We start from the raw sequence: 24327 nt of genomic DNA, 5'->3' as shown, positions 1-24327 counted from the left end.
CAAATTTGCTTTGAATATGAGTTCTGAACTTAGCCTTCAAGTACCGCTAAAATATCAGACTCTTTCATAATTAGAAGTTCTTCACCGTCTACTTTAACTGTGGTGCCTGCATAAGTACCAAACAAGACTTTGTCGCCCACTTTTACGTCTAAAGCGCGTACGCCATTGTCTGTGATTTGACCATTCCCTACTGCAATCACTTCACCTTGGGCTGGTTTTTCTGCAGCAGAACCTGGAAGCAAGATACCGCCAGCTGTTTTTGTTTCTTCTTCAACACGACGAATAACTACACGGTCATGTAATGGACGAATGTTGCTCATAAATAACTCCATTAGACTAGGTCAATGTATAGATTCCTGATGACGACTTAATTATTCCTTTGGTCATCATCAAAATAAATTTTAGATGACACTGTTGTGGGGATGGAAATAAACGCTTCAAGGGGGAAAGATAAAAATATTTCAGTTTTTGTTGTTTTTTTAAACAAGCTAGCTAGATTGGTGTTTTATTCTGCACTTTGTTGCCATAATACAAATTGCTTTTGTGCGGCATCAAAAATGTAATGCTGCACATCACCATCGTGACACAATACATTCAAGCTATTCGGCATACCCTGATGCAAACGATACGAAATTGCAGTACCCGCATGAATATCCAGCACAGGATGCGCTGCACCTAATGCATAAATTTGATTTAAATCATACACAGCTGGTTGATGCAAATGCCCATGCAGCAAGGCATATAAACCATTTTTGCTCCACTGTTCTAATGCAATTCGCCCTAACACTGGACAATCTTTAATTCCGTGACGATCATCTGGTGGTGTATAAAATGGTTGATGCGCCACTAGAATTTTTAACTTATTTCTTGGCGCAGTTTGTAGAAAAGCATCTACCGCCTGAATTTGATTCAAAGAAATATGTCCACGGGTATGAAAACGTCGCCTAATACTGTTTATTCCAATCACATAAAAGTGGTCGGTTTCCATAATTGTTTCCATACGCCCAAAAAACAGTTGATACCGTGCAAATGGGCTAAAAAAACGATTCCAAAGATGATATAGCGGTATATCGTGATTACCTGGCACAACCAAATACGGTAAATTCAAACTGTCTAAAAAATGCTTACAGGCATAAAACTGTGTATAGCGTGCACGTTGGGTTAAATCACCACTTACCACTACGGCTTCGGGCTGCAACAAAGCACACAACTGTTGAATCGCCTGCATACAAGCTACATTTTCAGTGCCAAAGTGCAAATCAGACAGATGCAGCAGCATGCGGCACCTTAATGTTTAATGCGTTTTTCAATACAGTAATACGTAGTGGCGGGCGCATTTTAACAATTTCTCCATCTAGCGCCACGGTCAGTTGTGGAGATTCACTATGAATGACCACCTGCTCTGCTGCAAAACTGTAAATATCATTGGCTTGCTCAGCCTTACCCTGAATGAATTGCCACAGAATTTTAAACAAAGTCAATTTATCAGACTTTGCCACTGCGACACCTGCAACTTTGCCCGCTGCAGCCGCTTTGGCAATCCGTAAATTCATTTCAGACAGTTGCAATTGATTATTCCCAAAGAAAATGAGCGGAGTTTTCAGTGGATAGCGCTTTGTATCGATCTCTAGTTCTAGTTTTAGTTCTTTACGGTCACGCAGTAGTACATCTAAAGCCGAGGTGTAAGCATGTAAAGGCAAACGACCTAAATATTGGTTATAACGCTCACGTTTTTGAATAAATAAAGGGTATAAACCCAAACTGGCATTGTTTAAATAAATATGTTGATTGATTTGTGCCACATGCACGGCGCGCGTCGTGCCTGTGGCAATAACCTGTGCAGCTTCAATTAAATCTAGCGGGATATTCAATACACGCGCCACGAAATTAAACGTCCCTAAAGGTAAAATTCCCATCGGAATGTGAGTGCCAATCAGTTTACCCGCCACAGCATTTAAAGTACCATCACCACCTGCCGCAACCACAACACCGCTTAAATGCGCTGCTTGATGCCGTGCTAATACCTGTTGCATGAGCTGATCAAAGTTCCCGATTTCACCCATTTCAAACAATTGGATTTCAAAACCATGCTGTGACAAAACATGCAACAGTTCTTCATATACACCTTCTTGCTGTGTGGCATGAAATCCAGATTGTTGATTATAAATAAGAGATAATGGCTGCAAAGTTGTCGACATTTTCTTCAATCATTTTAAAGCTTTTGCTCTAATTTCAACCAATTGATGCAGAATGAAAAGCAGCTTTATGTAAAAATCGAATGATGACCATTCATTTAATCAATAATCACTCCATACTGAAATACACACATAAACCACTGTTTTAATTTAAAATAACTTAGCTAAATAACGCCCATAATTTTTTTAAATAATAATAAGTAACGCAAAAAAAATGTAAGCCTATGTTTCATATATATTATTCATAATTTATACGGATGATTTCACATTGAGCTAATTCAAGCCTATGTCTTATTTTTTTTAAGTTTTTGTGCTTTAATACAGCCACTTTTTTTCATATTTCATCTGAACCATGTACCCCATTGTTCGGATTGTACTTTGTACATAACTTGTACACATTTAAGATAGGCCTCACCATGACCCAAGTGAACGCACCAGAATTCGTTCGTCACCCAAAGCTTATTGCATGGGTTGAAGAAATTGCAAAGTTAACAAAACCAGCAAAAATTGAATGGTGTGACGGTAGCGCAGAAGAATATCAACGTCTAATCGACTTGATGATCGCTAACGGCACCATGCAAGCATTAAACCAAGAAAAACACCCTGGTTCGTACCTTGCAAATTCTGATCCTTCTGACGTTGCTCGTGTTGAAGACCGTACTTACATCTGCTCTGAAAACAAAGAAGATGCTGGTGCGACGAACAACTGGGAAGCGCCAGCTGAAATGCGCGCTAAATTAAACGGTTTATTCGACGGTTCAATGGCTGGTCGTACCATGTATGTGGTTCCATTCTCTATGGGCCCATTAGGTAGCCACATTGCGCACATCGGTATTGAATTAACTGACTCTCCTTATGTTGCTGTCAGCATGTCTAAAATGGCTCGTATGGGTAAAGCTGTTTATGACGTATTGGGCACAGATGGCGAATTTATTCCTTGCGTACACACTGTGGGCGCACCTTTGGCTGAAGGCGAGAAAGACGTAGCTTGGCCATGTAACAAAGAAAAATATATCGTACATTATCCAGAAACTCGTGAAATTTGGTCGTATGGTTCTGGTTACGGCGGTAACGCATTATTGGGTAAAAAATGCTTAGCGCTTCGTATTGCTTCTGCAATGGGCCGTGAACAAGGCTGGTTAGCAGAACACATGCTTATTTTAGGCGTGACCAACCCACAAGGCGAAAAACACTACATCGCAGCAGCATTCCCGTCTGCATGTGGTAAAACCAACTTTGCAATGTTAATTCCACCTGCAGGTTATGAAGGCTGGAAAATTGAAACTGTAGGTGACGATATTGCTTGGATCAAACCAGGTGAAGACGGTCGCTTATATGCAATCAACCCTGAAGCTGGTTTCTTCGGTGTAGCACCTGGTACCAACACCAAGACCAACCCGAACTGTATGGCAACCATGCACAAAGACGTGATTTATACAAACGTTGCTGTGACTGACAACGGCGAAGTATGGTGGGAAGGTCTATCTAAAGAAGCGCCTGCTAACTTGACTAACTGGAAAGGCCAACCACACACTGGCGCAGAAAAAGCAGCTCATCCAAATGCGCGCTTCACTGTTGCAGCAGGTCAATGTCCTTCTATTGATGCTGACTGGGAAAATCCAGCAGGTGTTCCAATTTCAGCATTCATCTTCGGTGGTCGTCGTGCAGACACTGTGCCTCTAATTTCAGAAGCATTTGACTGGGTCGATGGCGTATATAAAGCAGCAACTATGGGTTCTGAAACCACTGCTGCTGCGGTTGGTCAACAAGGTGTCGTTCGTCGTGACCCATTTGCAATGCTGCCATTTGCGGGCTACAACATGGCAGACTACTTCTCTCACTGGTTAGAAATGGGTGAGAAAGTTGGTGAAAAAGCAAAAGCTGCAGGTAACAAATTACCAGGCATCTACAACGTAAACTGGTTCCGTCGTGACGCAGAAGGCAACTTCGTATGGCCTGGTTTTGGTCAGAACATGCGCGTACTTGAGTGGATCATCGATCGTTGCGAAGGTCGTGCAGAAGCTGTTGAAACTCCAATTGGTTTCGTTCCAACGTATGAGCAATTGAACTGGTCTGGTTTAGATTTCTCTAAAGAGCAATTTGAAACTGTAACAGCGCAAGATAAAGAACAATGGATCAAAGAGTTAGAAAGCCACACTGAGTTATTTAACAAGCTTGGTGAGCGCTTACCTGCTGCATTGAAAGCACGTCAAGCTGCCTTACTTGAAGCGGTTAAATCTGCATAATTCAACGCAGATTGCTAAGAAAAGGTCACTTCGGTGACCTTTTTATTGCCCTGATATTTTAGTGACTAAAAACTCGAAATCCGAGCTTTAATCACACTCTCACACGAAGCGTCAATACTGAATAATGTGAAGATTCATGGTAAAAAAACGACCTCACGAGCACACGCTCATCAGCCCCAAATATAGACAGCCTGCCACACCACCAACAAAGCCCTGCTTTGTCCTCTGAGCTATGGCATACTTAAAACAACAATCAAATGACATCAAAACCAGGGACATGATCATGAATAAATCCATGAAGAATACAATGATTATTTTGGCTATGACGGGACTTGGGTTAGGTTTATCCGCTTGTCAAACTTTGCCAGAGCAAAATGAGAATAGTTTTGTCGGCTATAAAGTTGAAAGTAAAACCGATCACACCGCAGTATTGGCTTATACGCTTGCAGGACGTCAAAACCAACAGCGCGACGAAAGTAAATTACAGCGTGCTTGCCAAAAAGAACTTGGTACGCATAAAACTTATCAATTGCGTATTTTAAATATTAATGAAGTGGTGAATCCTGCAGCGAACCAGCAAGACCCTTATGGTCGCCAACTTGGACAAAGCCGCACCTCTATTGGCTTATCGAACACACCTGAACTACATAGCAGTGAAAACTATGCTACACGTCAGGCCCTAGATGCACGCCCGAGCACATTGCGTATTGTGCGTTATAGCTGTTCTTAATTTTATATAACGACAATATCTAAAATATAAGACGTGATGATTTATCGCGTCTTATAAAAACTCACATTACGAAACTCTTTGGCTTCATCTAAATCAGGCCATGTGGTCGCACTGCGTTCATCTATTTTTATATATTGTGGATGGCTAAAATTTTTCACACGACTGTCTGCCACCCACACTTCGGGTGCAAACTTTAAAAATTCATCTAAAAAGAAACGATTGCATTGGTCATACAACACATCTGCTGCAAACAATACATCCACTTGCTCGGATTGATACAGGTCATCTAAATACTCAAGCGCGACATCATTTAATTCTGCGTTGGCACGACAAGCCGCCAGACTCACTGGGTCAATATCACAGCAAATCACTCGTTTTGCACCTGCCATTTTAGCCGCAATAGCCACCACACCAGAACCTGAGCCAAAGTCCAAAACCACCTTATCTTTGACATGCTGCGGCTCTGCCAGCAACCATTGCGCCATAGCGAGTCCAGAAGCCCAACAGAAAATCCAGTACGGCGTATCATTCCAAATACGACGAATGACTTCATCATCTAGCTTGTCGGTCGGAAATATAGGCGGAATAAGCCACAGGGAAATAGGCGTTTCAGGCAATTGCTGTGCCAGTAATTCACAATTTGGAATCACATCATGCAAAGCATCTAGGAGATGTTCAGGGGCTTGAGGAAATTGAAAGGTACAGCTCATTGGATTTTTATTCGTTTTAATTTAAAAAAGTACCCTCTGCTTTTTTAAAGAAGAGAGATAGTGGGAGGATTTTACTCCCTCATACCAAGCTTCTCTTAAAGCGAGAAGGAGCATCCATTAATTTCGCAATGAATTCTCCCTCTTTTGCGCTTCATTTTAAAAGCAGTGCTTTAAATTTTGCTCAGGAGAGGGAGAATAAGCTTAACCTAACGCTTTCTCAGCCGCTTCAACCGTTTGACGAATCAACGTTGTAATCGTCATGGGACCAACCCCACCTGGTACAGGCGTATATGCAGAAGCAATCTCTTCAATGCCTTGCAATTGAATATCACCAACACCACCGCCATCACGTGGATGGAAGCCTGCGTCAATAACTACAGCACCTTGTTTAATCCAATCTTTTTGAATTAATTCTGCTTTACCTACCGCTCCTACAATAATGTCTGCTTGTTTCACAAAACTTGCAAGATCTTGGGTACGTGAATGGCAAATGGTTACTGTTGCATTTGCTTCAAGAAGCATCGCAGCCATTGGTTTACCTAAAATTGCAGAACGCCCCACAACAACAGCATGTTTGCCTGCAATTTCAATGTTGTTTTCTTTTAAAATGGTCATAATGCCTGCTGGCGTTGCAGAACCATAAGCAGCCTCACCCATCGCCATGCGCCCATAACCAAGGCAAGTCACACCGTCTACATCTTTTTCAAGCGAAATTGCATCAAAGCAAGCACGCTCATCAATTTGCGCAGGAACTGGATGTTGCAACAAAATACCGTGCACATCCGGATTCGCATTCAATTTTTCAATTTCTGCCAAAAGTTGTTCTGTGGTGGTTTCTGTAGGTAATTCCACCTTTAAAGAATCCATGCCCACACGGCGGCAAGCATTGCCTTTCATGCGCACATAAGTTGCAGATGCACCGTCATCACCGACCAAAATAGTCGCTAGAATTGGGGTACGACCTGATTTTGCTTTTAACGCTTCTACACGTGTTAACAGATCAGCTTCAATTTGTTTTGCCAATGCACGACCGTCTAAAATTAATGCCACGGCACATCTCCAAATGTTGATATGAATCAATTTTGCAAATAATACATGATTATTTAGACTATTTTATTCTATATGCCGAATTAATGTGCATCTGCTCATTTAATAGTATTGTTTTTTTTTCAGAGCTTGCTAATATACGCATCAACAAGACGTGGCGGGGTGGCAGAGTGGTCATGCAGCGGACTGCAACTCCGTGGACGCCGGTTCGATTCCGACCTCCGCCTCCAATCTTGTAAAACTATGCCCGAGTGGTGAAATCGGTAGACACAGGGGATTTAAAATCCCCCGCCCACAAAGCGTGCCAGTTCGAGTCTGGCCTCGGGCACCATTTTAAACACATTAAAATGGTGCAAGTAAAGAACCCAGCATTTAGCTGGTTTTTTTATGCCTGCGATTTAGCCCTCTCCTATCCATATTCATTTCTCTGTATGACCTGCCTATGAAGCCCCAACAAGCACTGCTTTATGTGCAGCAATTACAGCAACAATACCCTGCTGCCTTTAAACGAAATATTTTGTTTTACGGTTTTATTCAGAGCAAAGGCATGCTGGATGAATGGAAAGAGTTTATTCCATGGCTCTTGGCCTGTATGATTTTTATTCCTATTTCTATCAGTTTAGCTTTGGGGATTCAAAACACCACAGCACAGTATGATGCTTTTCAAGCCAATGCCTTGTCTATTTTAGCGATTATGCTCGGCTTTATGCTGCTATTACCTTATGTGTTGTATCAGATCAAACACAGCTCTGCATCGTGGTATCAGTTTCAGCAACACGCCCCACTCAAAATTGCAGTCCTGATTATTTTACAAGCGCTAAATTTTGCCTATTTTCAAAGTACGATTCTGCAAGGAGTCCTTTTCTTTTTTTGCATAAGTTTTAGCTTTGTTCGCTTGTATAAAGAAAATATGTTTCGTGACCACGCCAGTCTGGAACAAAAATATTGTTTAACCCAGATTCGTCGTGCTGCTTACTGGTCGTATCGTCAGGCTGCTAAAATTCAATTCCGCTTATATTTCACTAATAAAAATAGCCCCCGCTTTACACAACTCACTCAGCAATATCAGCACGCACTTGAGTTACATCAACAGATTATGCAGGCTGAGCAAGCCTTATGTAAAAGCATTAAACACATAGATTTAGACAGTTATATTCAAGAGAAACTCGAATAAAAATTTCACGCCTTACATTAAAAAAAACCGAGCAACTTAAGCTCGGTTTTCTGTAAGCATCACACCAATTTTTAGGCGGTTTTAGCAACTTCAATGATTGGTTTTAAGTGTACATCGTAGGTCATTTGATGACTACGTGTTGAATCTATTTTGTATTCACGTGCCTTCACCGTATCCACAAACTTCCAATCGGCAACCACTTGATCATGATTAAAAGTCACTGTTAAATAACCGCGCTGATTGAGGTTGCAATAATCCAGCTCATCAATCAGTTCTTGAAAGGCATATTCCAACGCTGCCATTTCGTCTGCAGGCACATTTAAGTAATACTCAATTCCTGGCGATGATACCGAACTGGTCGCGAACTCCACCCCAACCTCATGATTGGTTTCATGGGTATGCAAGCTTGCAGCCCAAGCATTATGAGTATCACCTGCTAACACCACTGCTTTTTTCCCAAGCTGTTGCAATGTCCCATACACAACTTCACGATCGTAAGCATAACCATCCCAAGCATCGAGATTATAAGGTGCAACCGCCCTCAAACGCGCTTTATCCATTGCTGTCAAAGTTGGATCATTCGCTTTTAAGCGCATTTTTAGCGTGAGCAACTCAGTAATTTTTTGCTTCATTTGTGCAAGGGTTTCAGGTCGCTGATCACCATTGGTAATTTGCCCTAAAAGCAATAACAATTCTTGTGGAATCAGCATTTTTGCCATCAAGACTTGTTGACCCAAAACATTCCAAGGGGCTGTAGACTGGATCAACTGCCCTTGCAACCACTGACGTTGCGCCACACCCATCAATGTACGTTGTGGATTTAATAAATCTGTCTGGAATTTAACCGCATCAATACCTGTTGCAGTCATATAGTCGTTATAATTTAATTGCTTATGACGCGCTAAAATACGGGTATCTAGCATCATCAAATTGACTAGACCACCAAAGTCAAATTGGCGATAAATATTCAAATGATCATTTTCAGCGACTGGACGAATTGGCATCCATTCAAAATAAGCCTGTAATGCCGCAAGCTTACGTTCTATAAAACTGCCTTCATCTTCTTGATGATTATCTGCGCCCGCTTCCCAAGTATCATTACTGAGCTCATGGTCATCCCAAATCACAATAAATGGATGGCGTTGATGTGCGGCTTGCAAATCGGCATCGGTACGATATAAAGCATAGCGTTTACGATAATCATCCAAATTGATTATTTCTTTATCATTGTCTGTTGCAAAGGTACGTCCTAACTGTTGTGCATCATCAGTTGCGTATCCACCTTGTCCATATTCATAAATATAATCCCCCAAGTGAATAATCACATCCAGATTGCTTTCCTGTGCCATTTCTTTATAGACATGGAAATATCCTGCAGGGTAGTTTGAGCAAGAGCAAACTGCAAATTTTACCTGATCGCTGCGTTGTGACAAGGTTTTGGTCTGTCCTACAGCTGAAACTATATTGCCAAAACGGAAACGGTAATAATATTCAGTCCCTGCCCGCAAACGATCTGCGTCCACTTTCACTGTAAAATCTTGCGCTGCATTGGTTTGTACTTTGCCAGTATTCACCAATTGCTTAAACGCCTCATCACTCGCAATTTCCCACACCACCTCAAGACGCGCTGCATTGTCATTAGGTGTTAAGCGTGTCCATAAAATCACACGATCATGCAGCGGATCACCACTGGCGACACCATGCAAAAACTGCACTTTTAATGCATTTCCTGCTGTAGATTCATTATCATCTCCACATGCAGTTAATGCGACTGGCAATGACAATACCCCAAAACCAGCCAAACTTTTTTGAATCAACTCGCGGCGAGTTAAGCGAATGTTCATGAATATTCCTTTTATTTTTCTTGAGCGCTCAACATAGAAATTTATGATTTCGCTTTGATCTCAAATTCATGAAATATTGATGACAAACAACAGAAATATGCTTCAAACCGAACTTTTTTCAAGCTAATAATTTGAATTGATTGAAAAGAACGCAATTGTAAATAAATTTACTTGCCAAGTTTTATTTCGTCCTCTATTATTGCGCACATGCCCGAGTGGTGAAATCGGTAGACACAGGGGATTTAAAATCCCCCGCCCTCAAAGCGTGCCAGTTCGAGTCTGGCCTCGGGCACCATTTTAAATGGATTTAAATCATTGAAATAGTGCAAATAAAGAACTCCAGCATTACGCTGGTTTTTTTATGCCTAAAAAATATAATATTGAAAACAATAACATTTATGTATTGATGATTTGAAATGTTTCTACAACGCTTTATCTTCTCTTTCAAGTGGATGACCTGTTTATGCTGCTTGCTCAGTTTTGCAAGCCATGTACAAAGTTCCAGCCTTGAGTCCGCAACCGAGTCCGTAAGCCCAATTGAAACTGATGCAGAATTTTATGATATTTTTGCGGGAACAGTGCAATATAAAAACCAAGAGTTACAACTACGTCGTTGCAGCTTAGGCAACGATTTATATTTATTAGATTTCCAAAATCCTGAAGAAGCAAACCAACTCAAAACTTTGCTGCAACAAAATACAAAGTTTTGGGTGAATTTAATTGCACAGCCAAGTGAACATAATGGTCAATACACGCTAAATGTTCGGGAAATTGCAGAACTACATACACAACAAAGTTGCCATTTGAATGATGTTTTGAATGATTTGTTAAATCATCTATAAGTGAAAGCTGAAAGAGAGTGTCTATCACCACTCTCGTGTTGCAATCAACTCTTCCATTTCAATCTCAAAATAGCCTTGCTCTTGCAGCACCATCATCATCGCCTCAGCAATATAATCTGCTGCGGTATCATCCAAATCTGAATCTAGATCTTCAAATTGTGGTTTCATTTTATTGATGGCTTGCACGGTCTGGTCAGCAAAATGATAAATATCCGTTTCAGATAAATTGGATTTAGACACATGTTTTGCAAACTGTTGAATCAGTTGTTTTAACTCAGCAACCAAAATATCAGGATAAAACTCATCATCAAACATGGGGAGAAGTAAATCTGCAAACATACAGGCACTCAAAAATACAGAGATTCAAGCGTGCCTATATAGCATAAGCAGGGCTTTAATTCTAGCTTCACCCAAATCTACAAACAGCGATTAATTTGCCAACTGCATTGCTTGCCAAACTTTAATGGCATCAGACATGGCTTTCACATCATGCGCACGCACCATACAAGCACCTTGCTGAATACTGAGTAAATGAGCCGCTACTGAACCGACTGCACGCTGTGTTGGCTCTGCCCCACCTAAAGCTTCACCAATAAAGCTTTTTCGAGACAATGCCGATAAAATCGGATACCCCATACCATTGAGTTGATGCAACTCATTTAACAATTTCAAGTTTTGCTGTGCATTTTTTGGCAAACCAAAACCCGGATCAATCATGATATTTTCAGGTTTAACCCCTACCGCCAAAGCATCGGCGACACGTTGCTGCAACTCTGCAATTACATCTATAGTGACATCATCATATTGATCTAAATTGTTCATGGTGGTCGGTTCACCACGCATGTGCATAATAATCACGGGGATATTTAACTCAGCAGCTGTTTGCAACGCATTTGGACGGGTCAACGCACGTACATCATTCCAGATATGCGCCCCTGCAGCTACTGATGCACGAATTACTTCAGGCTGAGATGTATCAATCGAAAGCACCACATCATAAGCAGATAAGGCTTCTACCACAGGCACGACACGACGAATTTCTTCTTCCACACTCACAGGACTGGCTCCCGGACGTGTAGACTCACCACCAATATCAATCACGGTTGCACCTTCGGCCATCATTTCCAAAGCACGTGCTACAGCAGCATTTTTTTCATTATGTTGCCCACCATCACTAAACGAGTCTGGCGTCACATTTAGAATTCCCATCACATGCGGTTGAGATAAATCTAAACTCAAACGTCCGCATTGCAATACGCGCTTGGGTAATGGCATGAGCTGCATGCTGGTCTTCCTTTTAATTTGAAAAGCTTATTTTAACAAGGCTAATTTTGAAGATGTTGAATTCTTTTCACCCTCAAACCATTTTATAGCCTATAATTACAAGATTGCGCACATGCTATAGCGATAAAAAAAGAGCCTTATTTAAAGGCTCTTTTTTAAATTCACAGCATTACTTAGCGTGTTGGTATTAGCTCGCTGGTAATGGCGGCGGTGTGCTAGGACCATCAGTTGGTGTTACATCAATCACAGGATTGTCTGCAATATATACCTTCGGTGGCTTTGGCTCACGACCCTCCATAATGTCACGGATTTGGTCACGATCAATGGTTTCCCATTCCAACAATGCTTTTACCATTGCGTGGGCAATGTCTTGGTTATTTTCCAAAATATCGCGGGCAACTTTATATTGCTCATCAATAATACGACGAACTTCAGCATCCACTTGTTGTTGAGTTGCTTCAGAAATCGTACGACTGCCTAAACTGCCCATGAATGATTGCTGTGTATCATCTTCGTAGACCATTACGCCTAACTTGTCAGACATACCATATTTGGTCACCATCGCGCGCGCCAATTTAGTCGCACGCTCAAAGTCATTCGATGCACCTGTCGACATTTGATTAATGAAGACTTCTTCTGCAATACGACCACCAAACAAGATAGACAAGTCGTTCAGCATTTTGTCTTTATAATGGCTAGTTTGGTCATGTTCAGGCAATTGCCATGTCACACCCAATGCCCAACCACGCGGCATAATCGTCACTTTATGCACAGGGTCTGTACCCGGTAGCATTTCAGCAACAATCGCATGGCCTGCTTCATGATAAGCCGTCGCACGACGTTCTTCTTCACGCAGCACCATCGACTTACGTTCAGGACCCATATACAACTTGTCTTTGGCATCTTCAAAGTCGTGCATATCCACCGTGTTTTTATTACGGCGGGCAGCAAACAATGCAGCTTCATTCACAAGGTTTGCCAACTGCGCACCTGAGAAGCCCGGTGTACCACGTGCCAAGACTTTGACATCTACACCTGTAACTGAAGGCAACTTTTTCAAGTGAACATTCAGAATTTGCTCACGACCTTTAATGTCTGGCAAGCCAACCATTACTTGACGGTCAAAACGACCTGGGCGCAATAAAGCTTTATCCAGTACATCGGCACGGTTCGTCGCAGCGATGACAATAATGCCTTCATTGCCTTCAAAACCGTCCATTTCTACCAGCATCTGGTTCAATGTTTGCTCACGCTCATCGTGACCACCACCTGTACCAGAACCACGGTGACGACCAACTGCATCAATCTCATCAATAAAGATAATACATGGCGCATGGCGTTTGGCTTGCTCGAACATATCACGAACACGAGATGCACCCACACCTACAAACATTTCAACAAAGTCAGAACCTGAAATGCTAAAGAATGGAACTTTCGCTTCGCCTGCAATGGCTTTAGCAAGTAAGGTTTTACCTGTACCTGGTGGGCCAACCATCAACACGCCTTTAGGAATTGTTGCACCTAGACGTTTGAATTTTGCAGGGTCTTTTAAGAAATCTACAATTTCAACTACTTCTTGTTTTGCTTCATCACAACCCGCAACATCTGCAAATGTGACTTTAATTTGGTCTTCAGACAACATTTTAGCTTTAGATTTACCAAAGCTCATCGGGCCGTTTTTACCACCTGCACCGCCACCCATGTTGCGCATAAAGAACATGAATAACAAAATGATTAAAAGTACAGGGAAACTTGCGATCAATAGTTGCATTAACAAACCTTGACGTTGAGGTGCAGTACCTTCAACAACAACGTTGTTTTTAATCAGATTCGGCATCAGTTCAGGATCTTGAACTGCTGGACGAATACTTTCAAAGGACGAGCCATTGACTTTTTCGCCACTAATTCTTTCGCCATCAATTGTGACTTGCTTAATTTGACCAGCATTCACCGCTGCAACAAACTCTGAATAGTTCATTGCAGTTGGCTTTTCACTGTTATTGATGTTGCTGAAAATTAGAATCAGCACACCAAGTATAATCAGCCACAATACGGCATTCTTGAAGAGATCGCTCAAAGCTTTATTCCCATATCAATCTAATTTGATCATGCCCGTTACTGGGTGACCTTTCATTCAAAAAAGCTGAAGATCAGCTAGACAATTTATTAAAAACGTACAAAATGCACAATTTTTAACGGCTTGGCAAGTAAACTTTATTTAGACGCTTTTTTACGTCCTTGTCCAATAAGGAATACTTCTTTGGAACGTGCGCGTGAAGCAGCGGGTTTTGCTGTCTTTAACACATCAAAACTGTCCACGACCTGTTTACGAAATTCGTCAAACCCCGAACCTTGGAACACTTTGACCACAAACTGACCACTCGGTCCCAATACGCGATTGGCAAAATCAAGAGCCAACTCACATAAGTAAATTTGACGCGGTTGATCTACAGCTTTATTACCTGATGTATTGGGGGCCATATCAGAAATTACAACGTCTACCGTGCGTCCGTTTAAAATATTTAACAATTTTTCGAACACTTCTTCTTCGCGGAAGTCACCTTGTAAAAAGGTCACATCTGGTAGTGCGTCCATTTCTAAAATATCGGAAGCGATCACCAAACCTTTATCGCCTACAAGTTTCCCTGCAATTTGCGACCAACTGCCTGGTGCTGCACCTAAGTCCACCACAGTCATACCCGGTTTGATCAGTTTATATTTTTCTTGAATTTCAAGTAGTTTGTATGCAGCACGTGCACGATACCCTTCTTTTTGCGCTCTTTTCACAAAGGGATCATCTAGGTGCTCTCTCATCCACGCACGACTACTTTTGGATAATTTTTGGTTGGTAATGCGTGTTGCCATAACTCTCTTAGTAACGAATAGCCATCTAAATTGCGATTGTACGTGAAAATTAGCAAGCTTGCAGTAGACATCTGTATCTAAATGCCAATAACTGACAAGTTTTTTCTATTAAATCCATCGCTTATTTCTGTACTGTGGCATAAAAAACCACACTCATCACAGATAGATAAAGCTAAGCAAATGTTCAATTTTTGATATTTTGCACTGCTGCACCTTCGCGGATTATTTGCATAGAATTTACAGCGTTTCAAATTGGCTTTTGTTATACTAGGCCGTTTTTAAAATTAGGTTATCTTTATGGCGGCTCTCTCTATTCAGGAACGCAAGCGTTTACGTCAAATTGGTCATGCACTTAACCCCGTAGTGATGGTTGGCGGTCAAGGTTTGACTGAAAATGTAATTGAAGAAACCAACCGTGCTTTAAATGATCACGAATTAATTAAAGTCAAAATTGGTGGTGAAGACCGTGAAGTACGTGCAGCTGTAATTACTGAAATTGCTGCAGCAACAGGTTCTGAAGTGGTACAAACCATTGGTAAAATTGCTTTGCTTTATAAAAAAGCAGCAAAACAAAATGCTAAGTTGTCAAATTTAGTTCGTCACGCGCATTTGTCTAACTAAGCTGAAATGGCAAGTTACGAACTCAGCGCCTTTGATCGTCAGTTTCAAGCGATTTCTTTGGTCGGTGCAATTGAACAACAAAGTCCGTTTAGCTTAAATGTAGGTTATTGGCTGCGTGATCCGAATCAGTGGGTCGAATGGCCTGCATTGGTAGCTTCACATCCACGTCAGGACTTTTTGTGGGAACAGACCTGCTTTGAAATTTTCATTGGCGTTCAGGGCGAAGATTTTTATCGTGAAATCAATCTCTCCCCTTCTCAAGCTTGGCAAGCCTATGCCTTTGAAGAATATCGTTATCCTGAGCAAATGCCACCTGTAGCCGCTTATGATATTGAGTTGAATCAGCTAAAACGTACGCATTACGGTTTAAATGTCAGTCTGGATTTAACCGAATTTATGCTGAAACATAAACTGAAATGGACAGATTTGTTTATTGGGCTGACGGCTGTGCTCAAAACCAGTCAGGGCGAGCAATTTTATGCCATGCAACACAGCAGTCCTGCCGCCGATTTTCACAATAAGCGGGATTGGCTACATCAGTTCTAACTGTGATTAATGATAGTTTAGATTGAAACAACTAGTTTTTGGTCTGAGCGAAAAGTTTAAATAAAAAAAAGTGAGGCGTATGACCTCACTTTTTTTATGGCTGAATCTGCAACAGTTTAAACGGGATTATGCTTGATCAGCTTCATCATTCGTTTCAGTTTTTGATGGATTTACTTTTTTCCACGCTTCCAATGTGTGCTCTTTAGAACGCTTAAAAGTTTCAGCCAATTGGTCTTTGTGTTTCACTGAAATGCTGCTGACATCTTCTTTCAACTCTTTACCAAGTTTAGAAAGATCTTCAATGATTGCGCTAAATTCAGTTTTTACAAAATCTTTTAATTCACCCAAATCTTTAGGTGAACTGCCAAATTGTGCTTTTAAAGCTTCAATTTTTTGCAACACATCTTGCTTTAACTGACCCAATTGCTCTTGCACGCTGGCATTGAGTTGTTTGGCTTCGGCTTGAACTTTTTCTTGCGTTTCCGCAACTACATCAAGCACCTGCTCTTTGGCATCATGCGTTACTTTCTCAAGCTTTTCAGCACTCTCATGCACCGTATCTTTAATGGCTTTGTTATCAGCTACTGATTTTTGTTGTTCAGTCATTTTGCTTCACCTAAGGTCGTTGTTGTTTATAAATTAAGCATAAGGCAATTTAGACTAAAATGGGTTTTGAATTGTCTAACAATCGTATATTGCTTACATTTAGACTACAAGCCACAACATAAACCTAGCAAAAAAAGCAAGCCTTTTATCTTACATATTCGTCAGATTCACAATGGACTTTTGGCGAGTTCATGCGTATAATGCAATGTTAAGTTCAAGCGAGCAGACATAGGAGGGTAGGTTTAAATATTGACCTTCCTTTTTTTTCGTCTACTCGCTTTTTTACAGCCCTATTTTTGTGGTTTTAGTTCAGGAGCTTTGGTTTGAGCACCCCCGCCATTTTAGCCCTCGCCGACGGTACAATCTTTAAAGGTACGTCTATCGGTGCGACGGGAAGTACGACTGGTGAAGTCGTTTTTAACACTGCCATGACTGGCTATCAAGAAATTTTGACCGACCCGAGTTATGCACAACAACTTGTGACTTTAACTTACCCACATATTGGGAACACTGGTTGCAATGATGAAGATGTTGAGTCAGGTCGAATTCATAAAGTATGGGCAAACGGTTTAATTATCCGTGATTTGCCTTTATTACACAGTAACTTCCGTTCTGCTCAATCTTTAGGCGAATACTTACAACAACACAATGTTGTTGCAATTGCCGATATTGACACCCGTAAATTGACCCGTATTTTACGCTCCAAAGGTGCGCAAAATGGTTGTATTCTTGCTGGTGAAAATATCACTGAAGAAGAAGCAATTGCGAAAGCACGTGCATTTGGCGGGTTAAACGGCTTAGATCTTGCAAAAGTATGCTGCGACCCTGAAGGTTTTGAATGGACTGAAGGTTCATGGGAACTTGGCAAAGGCTTTACTCAACCTGAACTTAAATATCATGTGGTTGCATACGATTACGGTGTCAAAACCAACATCCTGCGTATGCTGGCAGACCGCGGTTGTCAATTAACCGTTGTTCCTGCACAAACCCCTGCTGAACAAGTCCTTGCGTTAAACCCAGATGGCATTTTCTTGTCAAATGGCCCTGGCGACCCTGCTGCATGTGACTACGCAATTGAAGCTGTAAAAACAATTGTAGAAACCACGAATACTCCTGTATTTGGTATCTGTTTAGGTCACCAAATTCTTGCACTTGCATCAGGTGCAAAAACAATGAAAATGCCGAACGGACACCACGGCGCAAACCATCCTGTACAGAACTTAGAAACTGGTACAGTGATGATTACTTCTCAGAACCACGGCTTCGCGGTAGATGAAAGTACCTTACCAAACAATGTACGTTCAACGCATCGTTCATTGTTCGATGGCACAAACCAAGGTATTCATCGTACAGACAAGCCTGCATTTAGCTTCCAAGGTCACCCAGAAGCAAGTCCAGGTCCACATGACTGCGCACCATTGTTCGATCATTTCATCGAACTTATTGAAGCCGCTAAGAAGTAATTAAGGAGCGAAATAATGCCTAAACGTACGGATATTAAAAGCATCTTAATTATTGGTGCTGGTCCTATTGTTATTGGTCAGGCCTGTGAGTTTGACTATTCTGGTGCTCAAGCATGTAAAGCGCTGCGCGAAGAAGGTTACCGCGTTATTTTGGTAAACTCGAACCCTGCGACCATCATGACTGACCCTGCAATGGCAGATGCAACTTATATCGAGCCAATCACTTGGCAGACTGTTGCAGCAATCATTGAAAAAGAACGTCCAGATGCAGTACTTCCGACCATGGGCGGTCAAACTGCGTTGAACTGTGCGCTTGCATTAGATGCCAACGGTATTTTAGCCAAATACAATGTTGAATTAATTGGCGCAACCAAAGACGCGATTGAAAAAGCTGAAGACCGTAAATTGTTTGATGAAGCAATGCGCAAAATTGGTCTTGAGTGTCCAAAAGCTGCGATTGCTGAATCTATGGAAGAAGCCCTTGAGATTCAATCTCGCTTTGGCTTCCCTGTGATTATTCGTCCATCATTCACGATGGGTGGTTCTGGTGGCGGTATCGCATACAACAAAGAAGAATTCCTTGAAATCTGTGAACGCGGTTTCGATCTTTCTCCAACTAAACAGTTATTGATTGATGAATCACTCATTGGTTGGAAAGAATACGAGATGGAAGTTGTACGTGACAAAAACGACAACTGTATCATTGTATGTTCAATTGAAAACTTTGACCCAATGGGCGTGCACACAGGTGACTCAATTACCGTTGCTCCTGCGCAAACCTTAACGGATAAAGAATACCAATTGATGCGTAATGCATCTTTAGCGGTACTTCGTGAAATTGGTGTAGAAACAGGTGGTTCTAACGTTCAGTTCGGTATTTGCCCGAATACTGGCCGTATGGTTGTGATTGAGATGAACCCACGTGTATCTCGTTCATCTGCACTTGCATCCAAAGCTACTGGTTTCCCTATTGCAAAAGTTGCAGCAAAACTGGCTGTAGGCTACACCCTTGATGAATTGAAAAATGACATCACAGGCGGCACAACACCTGCATCATTTGAACCATCAATTGACTACGTTGTCACTAAAGTTCCACGTTTCAACTTTGAAAAGTTCCCGCAAGCAGACGCGACTTTAACCACACAGATGAAATCTGTAGGTGAAGTCATGGCGATTGGTCGTAACTTCCAAGAGTCTGTAAATAAAGCCCTTCGCGGTTTAGAAACTGGTGCTTGTGGTTTTGACGAAAAAATTGAAGTGGGTGCTGAAGGCGCACGCGACAAGATTTTAGTTGAATTAAAAGTTCCAGGCCCTGAGCGTATTTGGTACGTGGCTGACGCATTCCGTCACGGCTTTAGCTTGGACGAAGTTTTTGAAGCGACCAAAATTGACCGTTGGTTCTTAATTCAAATTCAAGACATCGTTAATACTGAAAATGAAATCAAAACTTTAGGTTTTGGTGATCTAAACGCTGACAACATCCGTTCGTTCAAACGTAAAGGTTTATCTGACTTGCGTATTGCGAACTTGATGGGAATTTCACAAAAGCAATTCCGTAAACACCGTTGGAACTTGGGCGTAACCCCAGTTTACAAACGTGTGGATACCTGTGCTGCAGAGTTTGAATCTGACACAGCATATATGTATTCAACTTACGATGAAGAGTGTGAATCAAATCCTTCAGCGAAAGACAAGATCATGGTAATTGGCGGTGGTCCAAACCGTATTGGTCAAGGTATCGAATTCGATTACTGCTGTGTACACGCTGCGCTTGCAATGCGTGAAGATGGTTATGAAACCATCATGGTGAACTGTAACCCTGAAACAGTATCTACCGATTATGACACTTCAGACCGTTTGTACTTTGAACCAATTACTTTGGAAGATGTGCTTGAAATCGTTCGTACGGAAAAGCCAAAAGGCATTATTGTGCAGTACGGTGGTCAAACTCCACTTAAATTGGCACGTGCTTTAGAAGAAGCAGGTGCGCCAATTATTGGTACATCACCAGATGCAATTGACCGCGCAGAAGACCGTGAGCGTTTCCAGCAAATGATTCAACGTCTGCAATTGCGTCAGCCAAACAACAGCATTGTTAAATCTGCTGAAGAAGGTATCGCAGAAGCAGCGAAAGTGGGTTATCCGCTGGTTGTTCGTCCATCTTATGTATTGGGTGGTCGTGCAATGGAAATTGTGTATAACGAAGAAGAATTGAAACGTTACCTGCGTGATGCAGTTCAAGCTTCTAACGATGCACCTGTACTGTTAGACCGTTTCTTGGATGATGCGATTGAAGTTGACGTAGACTGCGTATCTGACGGTAAAGATGTGGTGATTGGCGGTATTATGCAGCACATCGAACAAGCTGGTATTCACTCTGGTGACTCAGCATGTTCAATTCCACCTTACTCATTGTCAGATGAAGTACAGGACGAAATGCGTCGTCAAACTGTTGCCATGGCAAAAGAGTTGGGCGTTATTGGTCTAATGAACGTACAGTTTGCAGTGAAAGGCAATGACGTTTATATCTTAGAAGTGAACCCACGTGCATCACGTACTGTTCCGTTCGTTTCTAAGTGTATTGGCGAATCATTGGCTAAAGTTGCAGCACGTTGTATGGCGGGTCAATCTTTAGAAGCTCAAGGCTTTACTAAAGAAATTATTCCGCAACACTTCTCTGTGAAAGAAGCTGTGTTTCCATTCAACAAGTTCCCTGGTGTAGACCCAGTGCTTGGGCCTGAGATGAAATCTACAGGTGAAGTCATGGGCGTGGGCAAAACTTTTGGTGAAGCATTCTATAAAGCTGTGCTAGGCTCGAATGATCGCTTACCAGGAATCCCAACTGAAGGCGAAGTGAAACATGCATTCTTGTCTGTACGTGAGTCAGATAAACCGCATGTAGCGCGTATTGCAAAACAATTGGCTGATTTTGGCTTCAAACTTGTTGCAACAGGTGGTACGCACAAAGTCATCACCGATGCAGGTATTGAGTGTGAACGTGTGAATAAAGTGACTGAAGGTCGCCCACACATTGTAGACCGCTTGAAAAATGGTGAGATTCACCTCATCATCAATACTTCTGAAGGCAAACAAGCGCAGCAGGATTCATTCTCAATCCGTCGTTCTGCATTGCAAGGTAAAGTGTATTACACCACGACCTTGAATGGTGCAGATGCTGTATGCCAAGCCTTAGCGATTAAATTACCAATGGATGTATATCGCCTACAAGATCTTACTGTAGGTTAATATATTTCAATAGAGTCCCGTCACCTTTCGGGTGGCGGGCTTTTTTTCATTTATAGACTTCAATTTTTTAAAGAGGGACAACTATGCAACGTTATCCTATGACTCCCGAAGGCAAACTTGCCCTAGAGAAAGAATTACACCAACTGAAAACTGTGGATCGTCCACGTATTACTGCAGCGATTGCAGAAGCACGTGAACATGGCGATTTAAAAGAAAATGCTGAATACCATGCCGCACGTGAACAGCAAGGTTTCTGCGAAGGCCGCATTCAGGACATCGAAGGTAAACTGGGTGCTTGCCAGGTGATTGATGTTAAAGAACTGGAGCAAAACGGTCGTGTAGTTTTTGGCGTCACTGTGACTATTGAAAATCTGGACACTGAAGAACGCAAAACTTACAAAATCGTGGGTGATGACGAAGCTGATTTTAAAATCAATAAAATTTCAGTGAACTCACCAATTGCACGCGGTTTGTTGGGTAAAAATGAAGGCGATGAAGCCAAGATAGTTACTCCGCAAGGCGAAGTGGAATACGAAATTGTGAATGTAGAATATCTTTAAGAATTAAAGATAACTGCACGTGATGCCCCTCTTTGAGGGGTTTTTTATTGCCTATAAATCATACAGCCGATCTTATAGATTATACTGCGATAAAAATAGAGGAAAATAAGATGGAAAATCGCATTATTCATGCATTTGTTTATGCGCTTTCTGGGGCTGTGTTAGGACTGATTTTAATTCCAGTCTGGGGACTCTTCATCAATATACAAACCAGTCCTGTCAGTATCGTATTGGCATCATCACTCTTTTTTGCCATTTGGGGATTCTTATTTCCAAACAGTGCTAAAAATGTTTTTATGTATTTGTGGAATTTTTTAAGATAAATACTTTAAGCTTCAAATCACTAAAGCAATCTCTTTTGAGGAATTATTATTTATCAATTAAAGTTGCCTTTTGGTGGTTGAACTATCCAGACTGGCTAAACGTTAGTCAATTGATTTTACGGTGTTTATTTAAAAACAGAAGATATGGAATTAAAAATACAAAGATTAATGCAGGTATAATAGTAAAAAAGATCAGATACCACACATAGCGTTGATTGGTTTTATATAAATGAACATGATAATCAATCCCTCGATAAAAGTCGGGTGATTTGATGTTGAAGATCAAATATCTATATTTCAATGGATATTTCAAATCATCAATATATTGAATATCAAAACCTTGATCCATCATATAACCATATTGGCATTTATCTTTTAAGATTAGATCACAAACAGGGGTTGCCTCTATATCAGCATTATTAACATCCATTACCGGGAAAACACCAGTTCCTGAAAACCTATTTAAATTAGCTTTTACCCCCCCTCATAATCACTTTTGCTTGTTTGAGTTCACTGACATAACCCTCTATATCCAAAACAAGAATAGCGACCTTTTTATTTAAACCTGTTGCCATAGCGACTACCACGACAGTCATCACACCAACTTTGATATGCTCCCATAGCAGCTTTTTCTTTTGTACTTTAAGCTCTTCAATCGGGGTCGTCGCATAAAAATGACCTAACCAAAAACCAAAAAATAAAGTACTGCTAAAGAACCAAATGGTTAACCATTTCATGCCATCAAAATTGGCATCGGCAAAAACCCAGTACAGCATCCCACAGGCGTAAAAAATAATAGCCGTAAGCGCTAGTGTGTAACGGTTAATGTTAAAAGCACTCATAAATTACGATTATCCTTAAAATTTATTTGAGCAATTTTTTTGGTCGCACTTTCTCAACTTCATTAAATAAACTAAATGTTTGATTCACATAATTCACAACACCTGAGATTTGATCCATGTAACTCAGTAATTCAGGTGTTTTCATGCAGAATCGCCAGCTTGTATCTTAAGGGAAAATTCTACTTTTAAATCCTATTATTTTTTTAGGGGGGATTACCAAAGTAAAGGTATGAATGATTCTTTTTATTTCATCTGCTCTTTTTTCTTCAAACTCATTTTCGACGAACATTAACTTCTCCGCCCACCTAGCTTCTGTCAGGATGAATATTATAAGAAATCAAAAGTAACTCATATATAATTCTATTTCATTAATTTTTTATACATACACCATGTCCGGAACGCTGATTAATTCCCCTGTCAAACACTGGTGCGAATTTGAGTTTATCTCCAAAACTGTAAAAAACCCCAATATCCATATTAAAGGCAATTATTCTTATTATTCAGCTTATTGGGATCAGGGCTTCGAGCGTTGTGTCGTGCGCTATTTGCACGACAAACCCGCCACAGCAGAAAAGCCTATTGATCAGCTCTTTATAGGCAATTTTGTCTGCTTTGGTGCGGAATGTGTGATTATGATGGGGGGCAATCAATTGCATCGCAGTGATTGGATTTCTGCTTTTCCATTTGACACCCGTAGTTTTGTAGCTGAAGGTGATACCAAAATTGGGGATGGATGCTGGATTGGTAGTCGTGCCATGATTATGCAAGGCGTTGAACTAGGTGAAGGTGCAATTGTGGCGACAGGTGCAGTGGTCACACAAGATGTACCGCCTTATGCCATCGTGGCAGGAGTACCTGCTAAAGTCATCAAATACCGTTTTAGTGAAGTAGAGATTGCTCAACTTTTGGCACTAAAACTGTATGATTTAGATGAAAAATATTTACTGAAAATCCGCGAACAATTACAGAGTGATGATGTTCATCAACTAATCAATTTTTTGAAAAACACGCAAACAAAAATTGATTAAAACTTTAGTTGAATTGAAAGCACAGCTTCACAATTTCATGCTAAATTATGGTGAAATAAGGACTTACAGCACTCAATTATCTTTATGAAATTACTGGGTTTTATTCTATATAAATTCAGCGTAAGATAAGACAGCACTCAGAGCGAATATTTTAT

23 protein-coding genes and 3 tRNA genes are annotated in these 24327 nt (G+C 41.1%); 14 read left to right on the top strand and 12 right to left on the bottom strand.

Annotated elements, in window-relative coordinates; translation table 11 throughout:
- Positions 1 to 29: 29 nt before the first annotated feature.
- The 3 genes from K1T76_RS03365 to K1T76_RS03355 form a co-directional block, all read right to left on the bottom strand.
- Positions 30 to 320 (bottom strand): co-chaperone GroES, encoded by a 291-nt coding sequence (locus tag K1T76_RS03365; protein WP_004972131.1) that lies wholly within the window; start codon positions 318 to 320, stop codon positions 30 to 32.
- 185 nt (positions 321 to 505) lie between these two features.
- Positions 506 to 1279, bottom strand: coding sequence for a metallophosphoesterase family protein (locus tag K1T76_RS03360; RefSeq protein WP_230244061.1), 774 nt, complete (start codon positions 1277 to 1279; stop codon positions 506 to 508).
- Positions 1260 to 2198, bottom strand: coding sequence for a diacylglycerol/lipid kinase family protein (locus tag K1T76_RS03355; RefSeq protein ID WP_230244060.1), 939 nt, complete (start codon positions 2196 to 2198; stop codon positions 1260 to 1262). Before K1T76_RS03355 ends, K1T76_RS03360 begins: the two co-directional genes overlap by 20 nt.
- Positions 2199 to 2611: 413 nt before the next feature.
- Between K1T76_RS03355 and K1T76_RS03350 the strand changes: the two genes are divergently transcribed.
- Positions 2612 to 4441 carry a phosphoenolpyruvate carboxykinase (GTP) gene (locus K1T76_RS03350; protein ID WP_019836751.1) on the top strand — a complete coding sequence of 610 codons (1830 nt, stop codon included), beginning with the start codon at positions 2612 to 2614 and terminating at the stop codon, positions 4439 to 4441.
- Positions 4442 to 4736: 295 nt separating this feature from the next.
- On the top strand, positions 4737 to 5171 hold the full coding sequence (locus K1T76_RS03345; RefSeq protein ID WP_070153924.1) for a hypothetical protein: 435 nt from the start codon (positions 4737 to 4739) through the stop codon (positions 5169 to 5171).
- 41 nt (positions 5172 to 5212) lie between these two features.
- Here the strand turns inward: K1T76_RS03345 and K1T76_RS03340 are convergent, their stop codons facing one another.
- Positions 5213 to 5881: a class I SAM-dependent methyltransferase gene (locus K1T76_RS03340; protein ID WP_019836753.1), complete on the bottom strand. Its 669-nt coding sequence runs from the start codon at positions 5879 to 5881 to the stop codon at positions 5213 to 5215.
- Positions 5882 to 6082: 201 nt separating this feature from the next.
- Positions 6083 to 6931, bottom strand: a complete 849-nt coding sequence (gene folD / locus K1T76_RS03335; protein ID WP_019836754.1) for a bifunctional methylenetetrahydrofolate dehydrogenase/methenyltetrahydrofolate cyclohydrolase FolD — start codon at positions 6929 to 6931, stop codon at positions 6083 to 6085.
- Between the two features lie 153 nt (positions 6932 to 7084).
- Here folD and K1T76_RS03330 point away from each other — a divergent pair.
- The 3 genes from K1T76_RS03330 (at position 7085) to K1T76_RS03320 (ending at position 8102) form a co-directional block, all read left to right on the top strand.
- A tRNA-Cys gene (locus K1T76_RS03330) sits at positions 7085 to 7158 on the top strand.
- Positions 7159 to 7173: 15 nt separating this feature from the next.
- Positions 7174 to 7259, top strand: a tRNA-Leu gene (locus K1T76_RS03325).
- Between the two features lie 111 nt (positions 7260 to 7370).
- Complete coding sequence (locus K1T76_RS03320) at positions 7371 to 8102, top strand: hypothetical protein (protein ID WP_019836755.1); 732 nt, start codon at positions 7371 to 7373, stop codon at positions 8100 to 8102.
- A gap of 71 nt (positions 8103 to 8173) precedes the next feature.
- On the opposite strand, the gene K1T76_RS03315 is transcribed toward K1T76_RS03320, so the two are convergent.
- Positions 8174 to 9946 carry an alkaline phosphatase D family protein gene (locus tag K1T76_RS03315; RefSeq protein ID WP_230244059.1) on the bottom strand — a complete coding sequence of 591 codons (1773 nt, stop codon included), beginning with the start codon at positions 9944 to 9946 and terminating at the stop codon, positions 8174 to 8176.
- A 209-nt stretch (positions 9947 to 10155) separates the two neighbouring features.
- Here K1T76_RS03315 and K1T76_RS03310 point away from each other — a divergent pair.
- Positions 10156 to 10241, top strand: a tRNA-Leu gene (locus K1T76_RS03310).
- 121 nt (positions 10242 to 10362) lie between these two features.
- Entirely contained in the window at positions 10363 to 10788 is a 426-nt protein-coding gene (locus K1T76_RS03305) for a hypothetical protein (protein ID WP_019836757.1), read from the top strand.
- A gap of 24 nt (positions 10789 to 10812) precedes the next feature.
- Here K1T76_RS03305 and K1T76_RS03300 read toward each other — a convergent pair whose 3' ends face one another.
- The 4 genes from K1T76_RS03300 to rlmE form a co-directional block, all read right to left on the bottom strand.
- Positions 10813 to 11127, bottom strand: coding sequence for a DUF5713 family protein (locus K1T76_RS03300; protein ID WP_019836758.1), 315 nt, complete (start codon positions 11125 to 11127; stop codon positions 10813 to 10815).
- 90 nt (positions 11128 to 11217) lie between these two features.
- Entirely contained in the window at positions 11218 to 12072 is an 855-nt protein-coding gene (gene folP / locus K1T76_RS03295; protein ID WP_019836759.1) for a dihydropteroate synthase, read from the bottom strand.
- Between the two features lie 187 nt (positions 12073 to 12259).
- Positions 12260 to 14149 carry an ATP-dependent zinc metalloprotease FtsH gene (gene ftsH / locus K1T76_RS03290; RefSeq protein WP_019836760.1) on the bottom strand — a complete coding sequence of 630 codons (1890 nt, stop codon included), beginning with the start codon at positions 14147 to 14149 and terminating at the stop codon, positions 12260 to 12262.
- 137 nt (positions 14150 to 14286) lie between these two features.
- Positions 14287 to 14937, bottom strand: a complete 651-nt coding sequence (gene rlmE, locus K1T76_RS03285; RefSeq protein ID WP_019836761.1) for a 23S rRNA (uridine(2552)-2'-O)-methyltransferase RlmE — start codon at positions 14935 to 14937, stop codon at positions 14287 to 14289.
- A gap of 297 nt (positions 14938 to 15234) precedes the next feature.
- Here rlmE and yhbY point away from each other — a divergent pair, with 297 nt between their 5' ends.
- Positions 15235 to 15558, top strand: coding sequence for a ribosome assembly RNA-binding protein YhbY (gene yhbY, locus K1T76_RS03280; protein ID WP_004972158.1), 324 nt, complete (start codon positions 15235 to 15237; stop codon positions 15556 to 15558).
- A 6-nt stretch (positions 15559 to 15564) separates the two neighbouring features.
- Entirely contained in the window at positions 15565 to 16104 is a 540-nt protein-coding gene (locus K1T76_RS03275) for a DOMON-like domain-containing protein (protein WP_019836762.1), read from the top strand.
- Between the two features lie 126 nt (positions 16105 to 16230).
- On the opposite strand, the gene K1T76_RS03270 is transcribed toward K1T76_RS03275, so the two are convergent.
- Positions 16231 to 16710, bottom strand: coding sequence for a hypothetical protein (locus K1T76_RS03270; protein ID WP_019836763.1), 480 nt, complete (start codon positions 16708 to 16710; stop codon positions 16231 to 16233).
- A 323-nt stretch (positions 16711 to 17033) separates the two neighbouring features.
- Here K1T76_RS03270 and carA point away from each other — a divergent pair, with 323 nt between their 5' ends.
- The 4 genes from carA to K1T76_RS03250 all read left to right on the top strand — a co-directional run bounded on the left by carA (position 17034) and on the right by K1T76_RS03250 (position 22302).
- Entirely contained in the window at positions 17034 to 18173 is a 1140-nt protein-coding gene (carA, locus tag K1T76_RS03265) for a glutamine-hydrolyzing carbamoyl-phosphate synthase small subunit (RefSeq protein WP_019836764.1), read from the top strand.
- A gap of 15 nt (positions 18174 to 18188) precedes the next feature.
- Entirely contained in the window at positions 18189 to 21419 is a 3231-nt protein-coding gene (carB, locus tag K1T76_RS03260) for a carbamoyl-phosphate synthase large subunit (protein WP_019836765.1), read from the top strand.
- 83 nt (positions 21420 to 21502) lie between these two features.
- Positions 21503 to 21979: a transcription elongation factor GreA gene (gene greA / locus K1T76_RS03255; RefSeq protein ID WP_230244058.1), complete on the top strand. Its 477-nt coding sequence runs from the start codon at positions 21503 to 21505 to the stop codon at positions 21977 to 21979.
- A 110-nt stretch (positions 21980 to 22089) separates the two neighbouring features.
- Positions 22090 to 22302, top strand: a complete 213-nt coding sequence (locus tag K1T76_RS03250) for a hypothetical protein (RefSeq protein WP_019836767.1) — start codon at positions 22090 to 22092, stop codon at positions 22300 to 22302.
- A gap of 467 nt (positions 22303 to 22769) precedes the next feature.
- Here the strand turns inward: K1T76_RS03250 and K1T76_RS03245 are convergent, their stop codons facing one another.
- Entirely contained in the window at positions 22770 to 23144 is a 375-nt protein-coding gene (locus K1T76_RS03245) for a hypothetical protein (protein WP_019836769.1), read from the bottom strand.
- A 389-nt stretch (positions 23145 to 23533) separates the two neighbouring features.
- On the opposite strand from K1T76_RS03245, the gene K1T76_RS03240 reads away from it, so the two are divergent.
- The gene (locus K1T76_RS03240) at positions 23534 to 24172 is read left to right on the top strand and encodes a CatB-related O-acetyltransferase (RefSeq protein ID WP_019836771.1); all 639 of its coding nucleotides are present in this window, start codon (positions 23534 to 23536) and stop codon (positions 24170 to 24172) included.
- The last annotated feature ends 155 nt before the right edge of the window (positions 24173 to 24327 follow it).

Source organism: Acinetobacter sp. PW68 (assembly GCF_020982655.1).
GTDB classification, from domain to species: domain Bacteria; phylum Pseudomonadota; class Gammaproteobacteria; order Pseudomonadales; family Moraxellaceae; genus Acinetobacter; species Acinetobacter towneri_A.
Note: the sequence above shows the minus strand (reverse complement) of the source record. Positions and strands in the feature narration are given on the sequence as shown.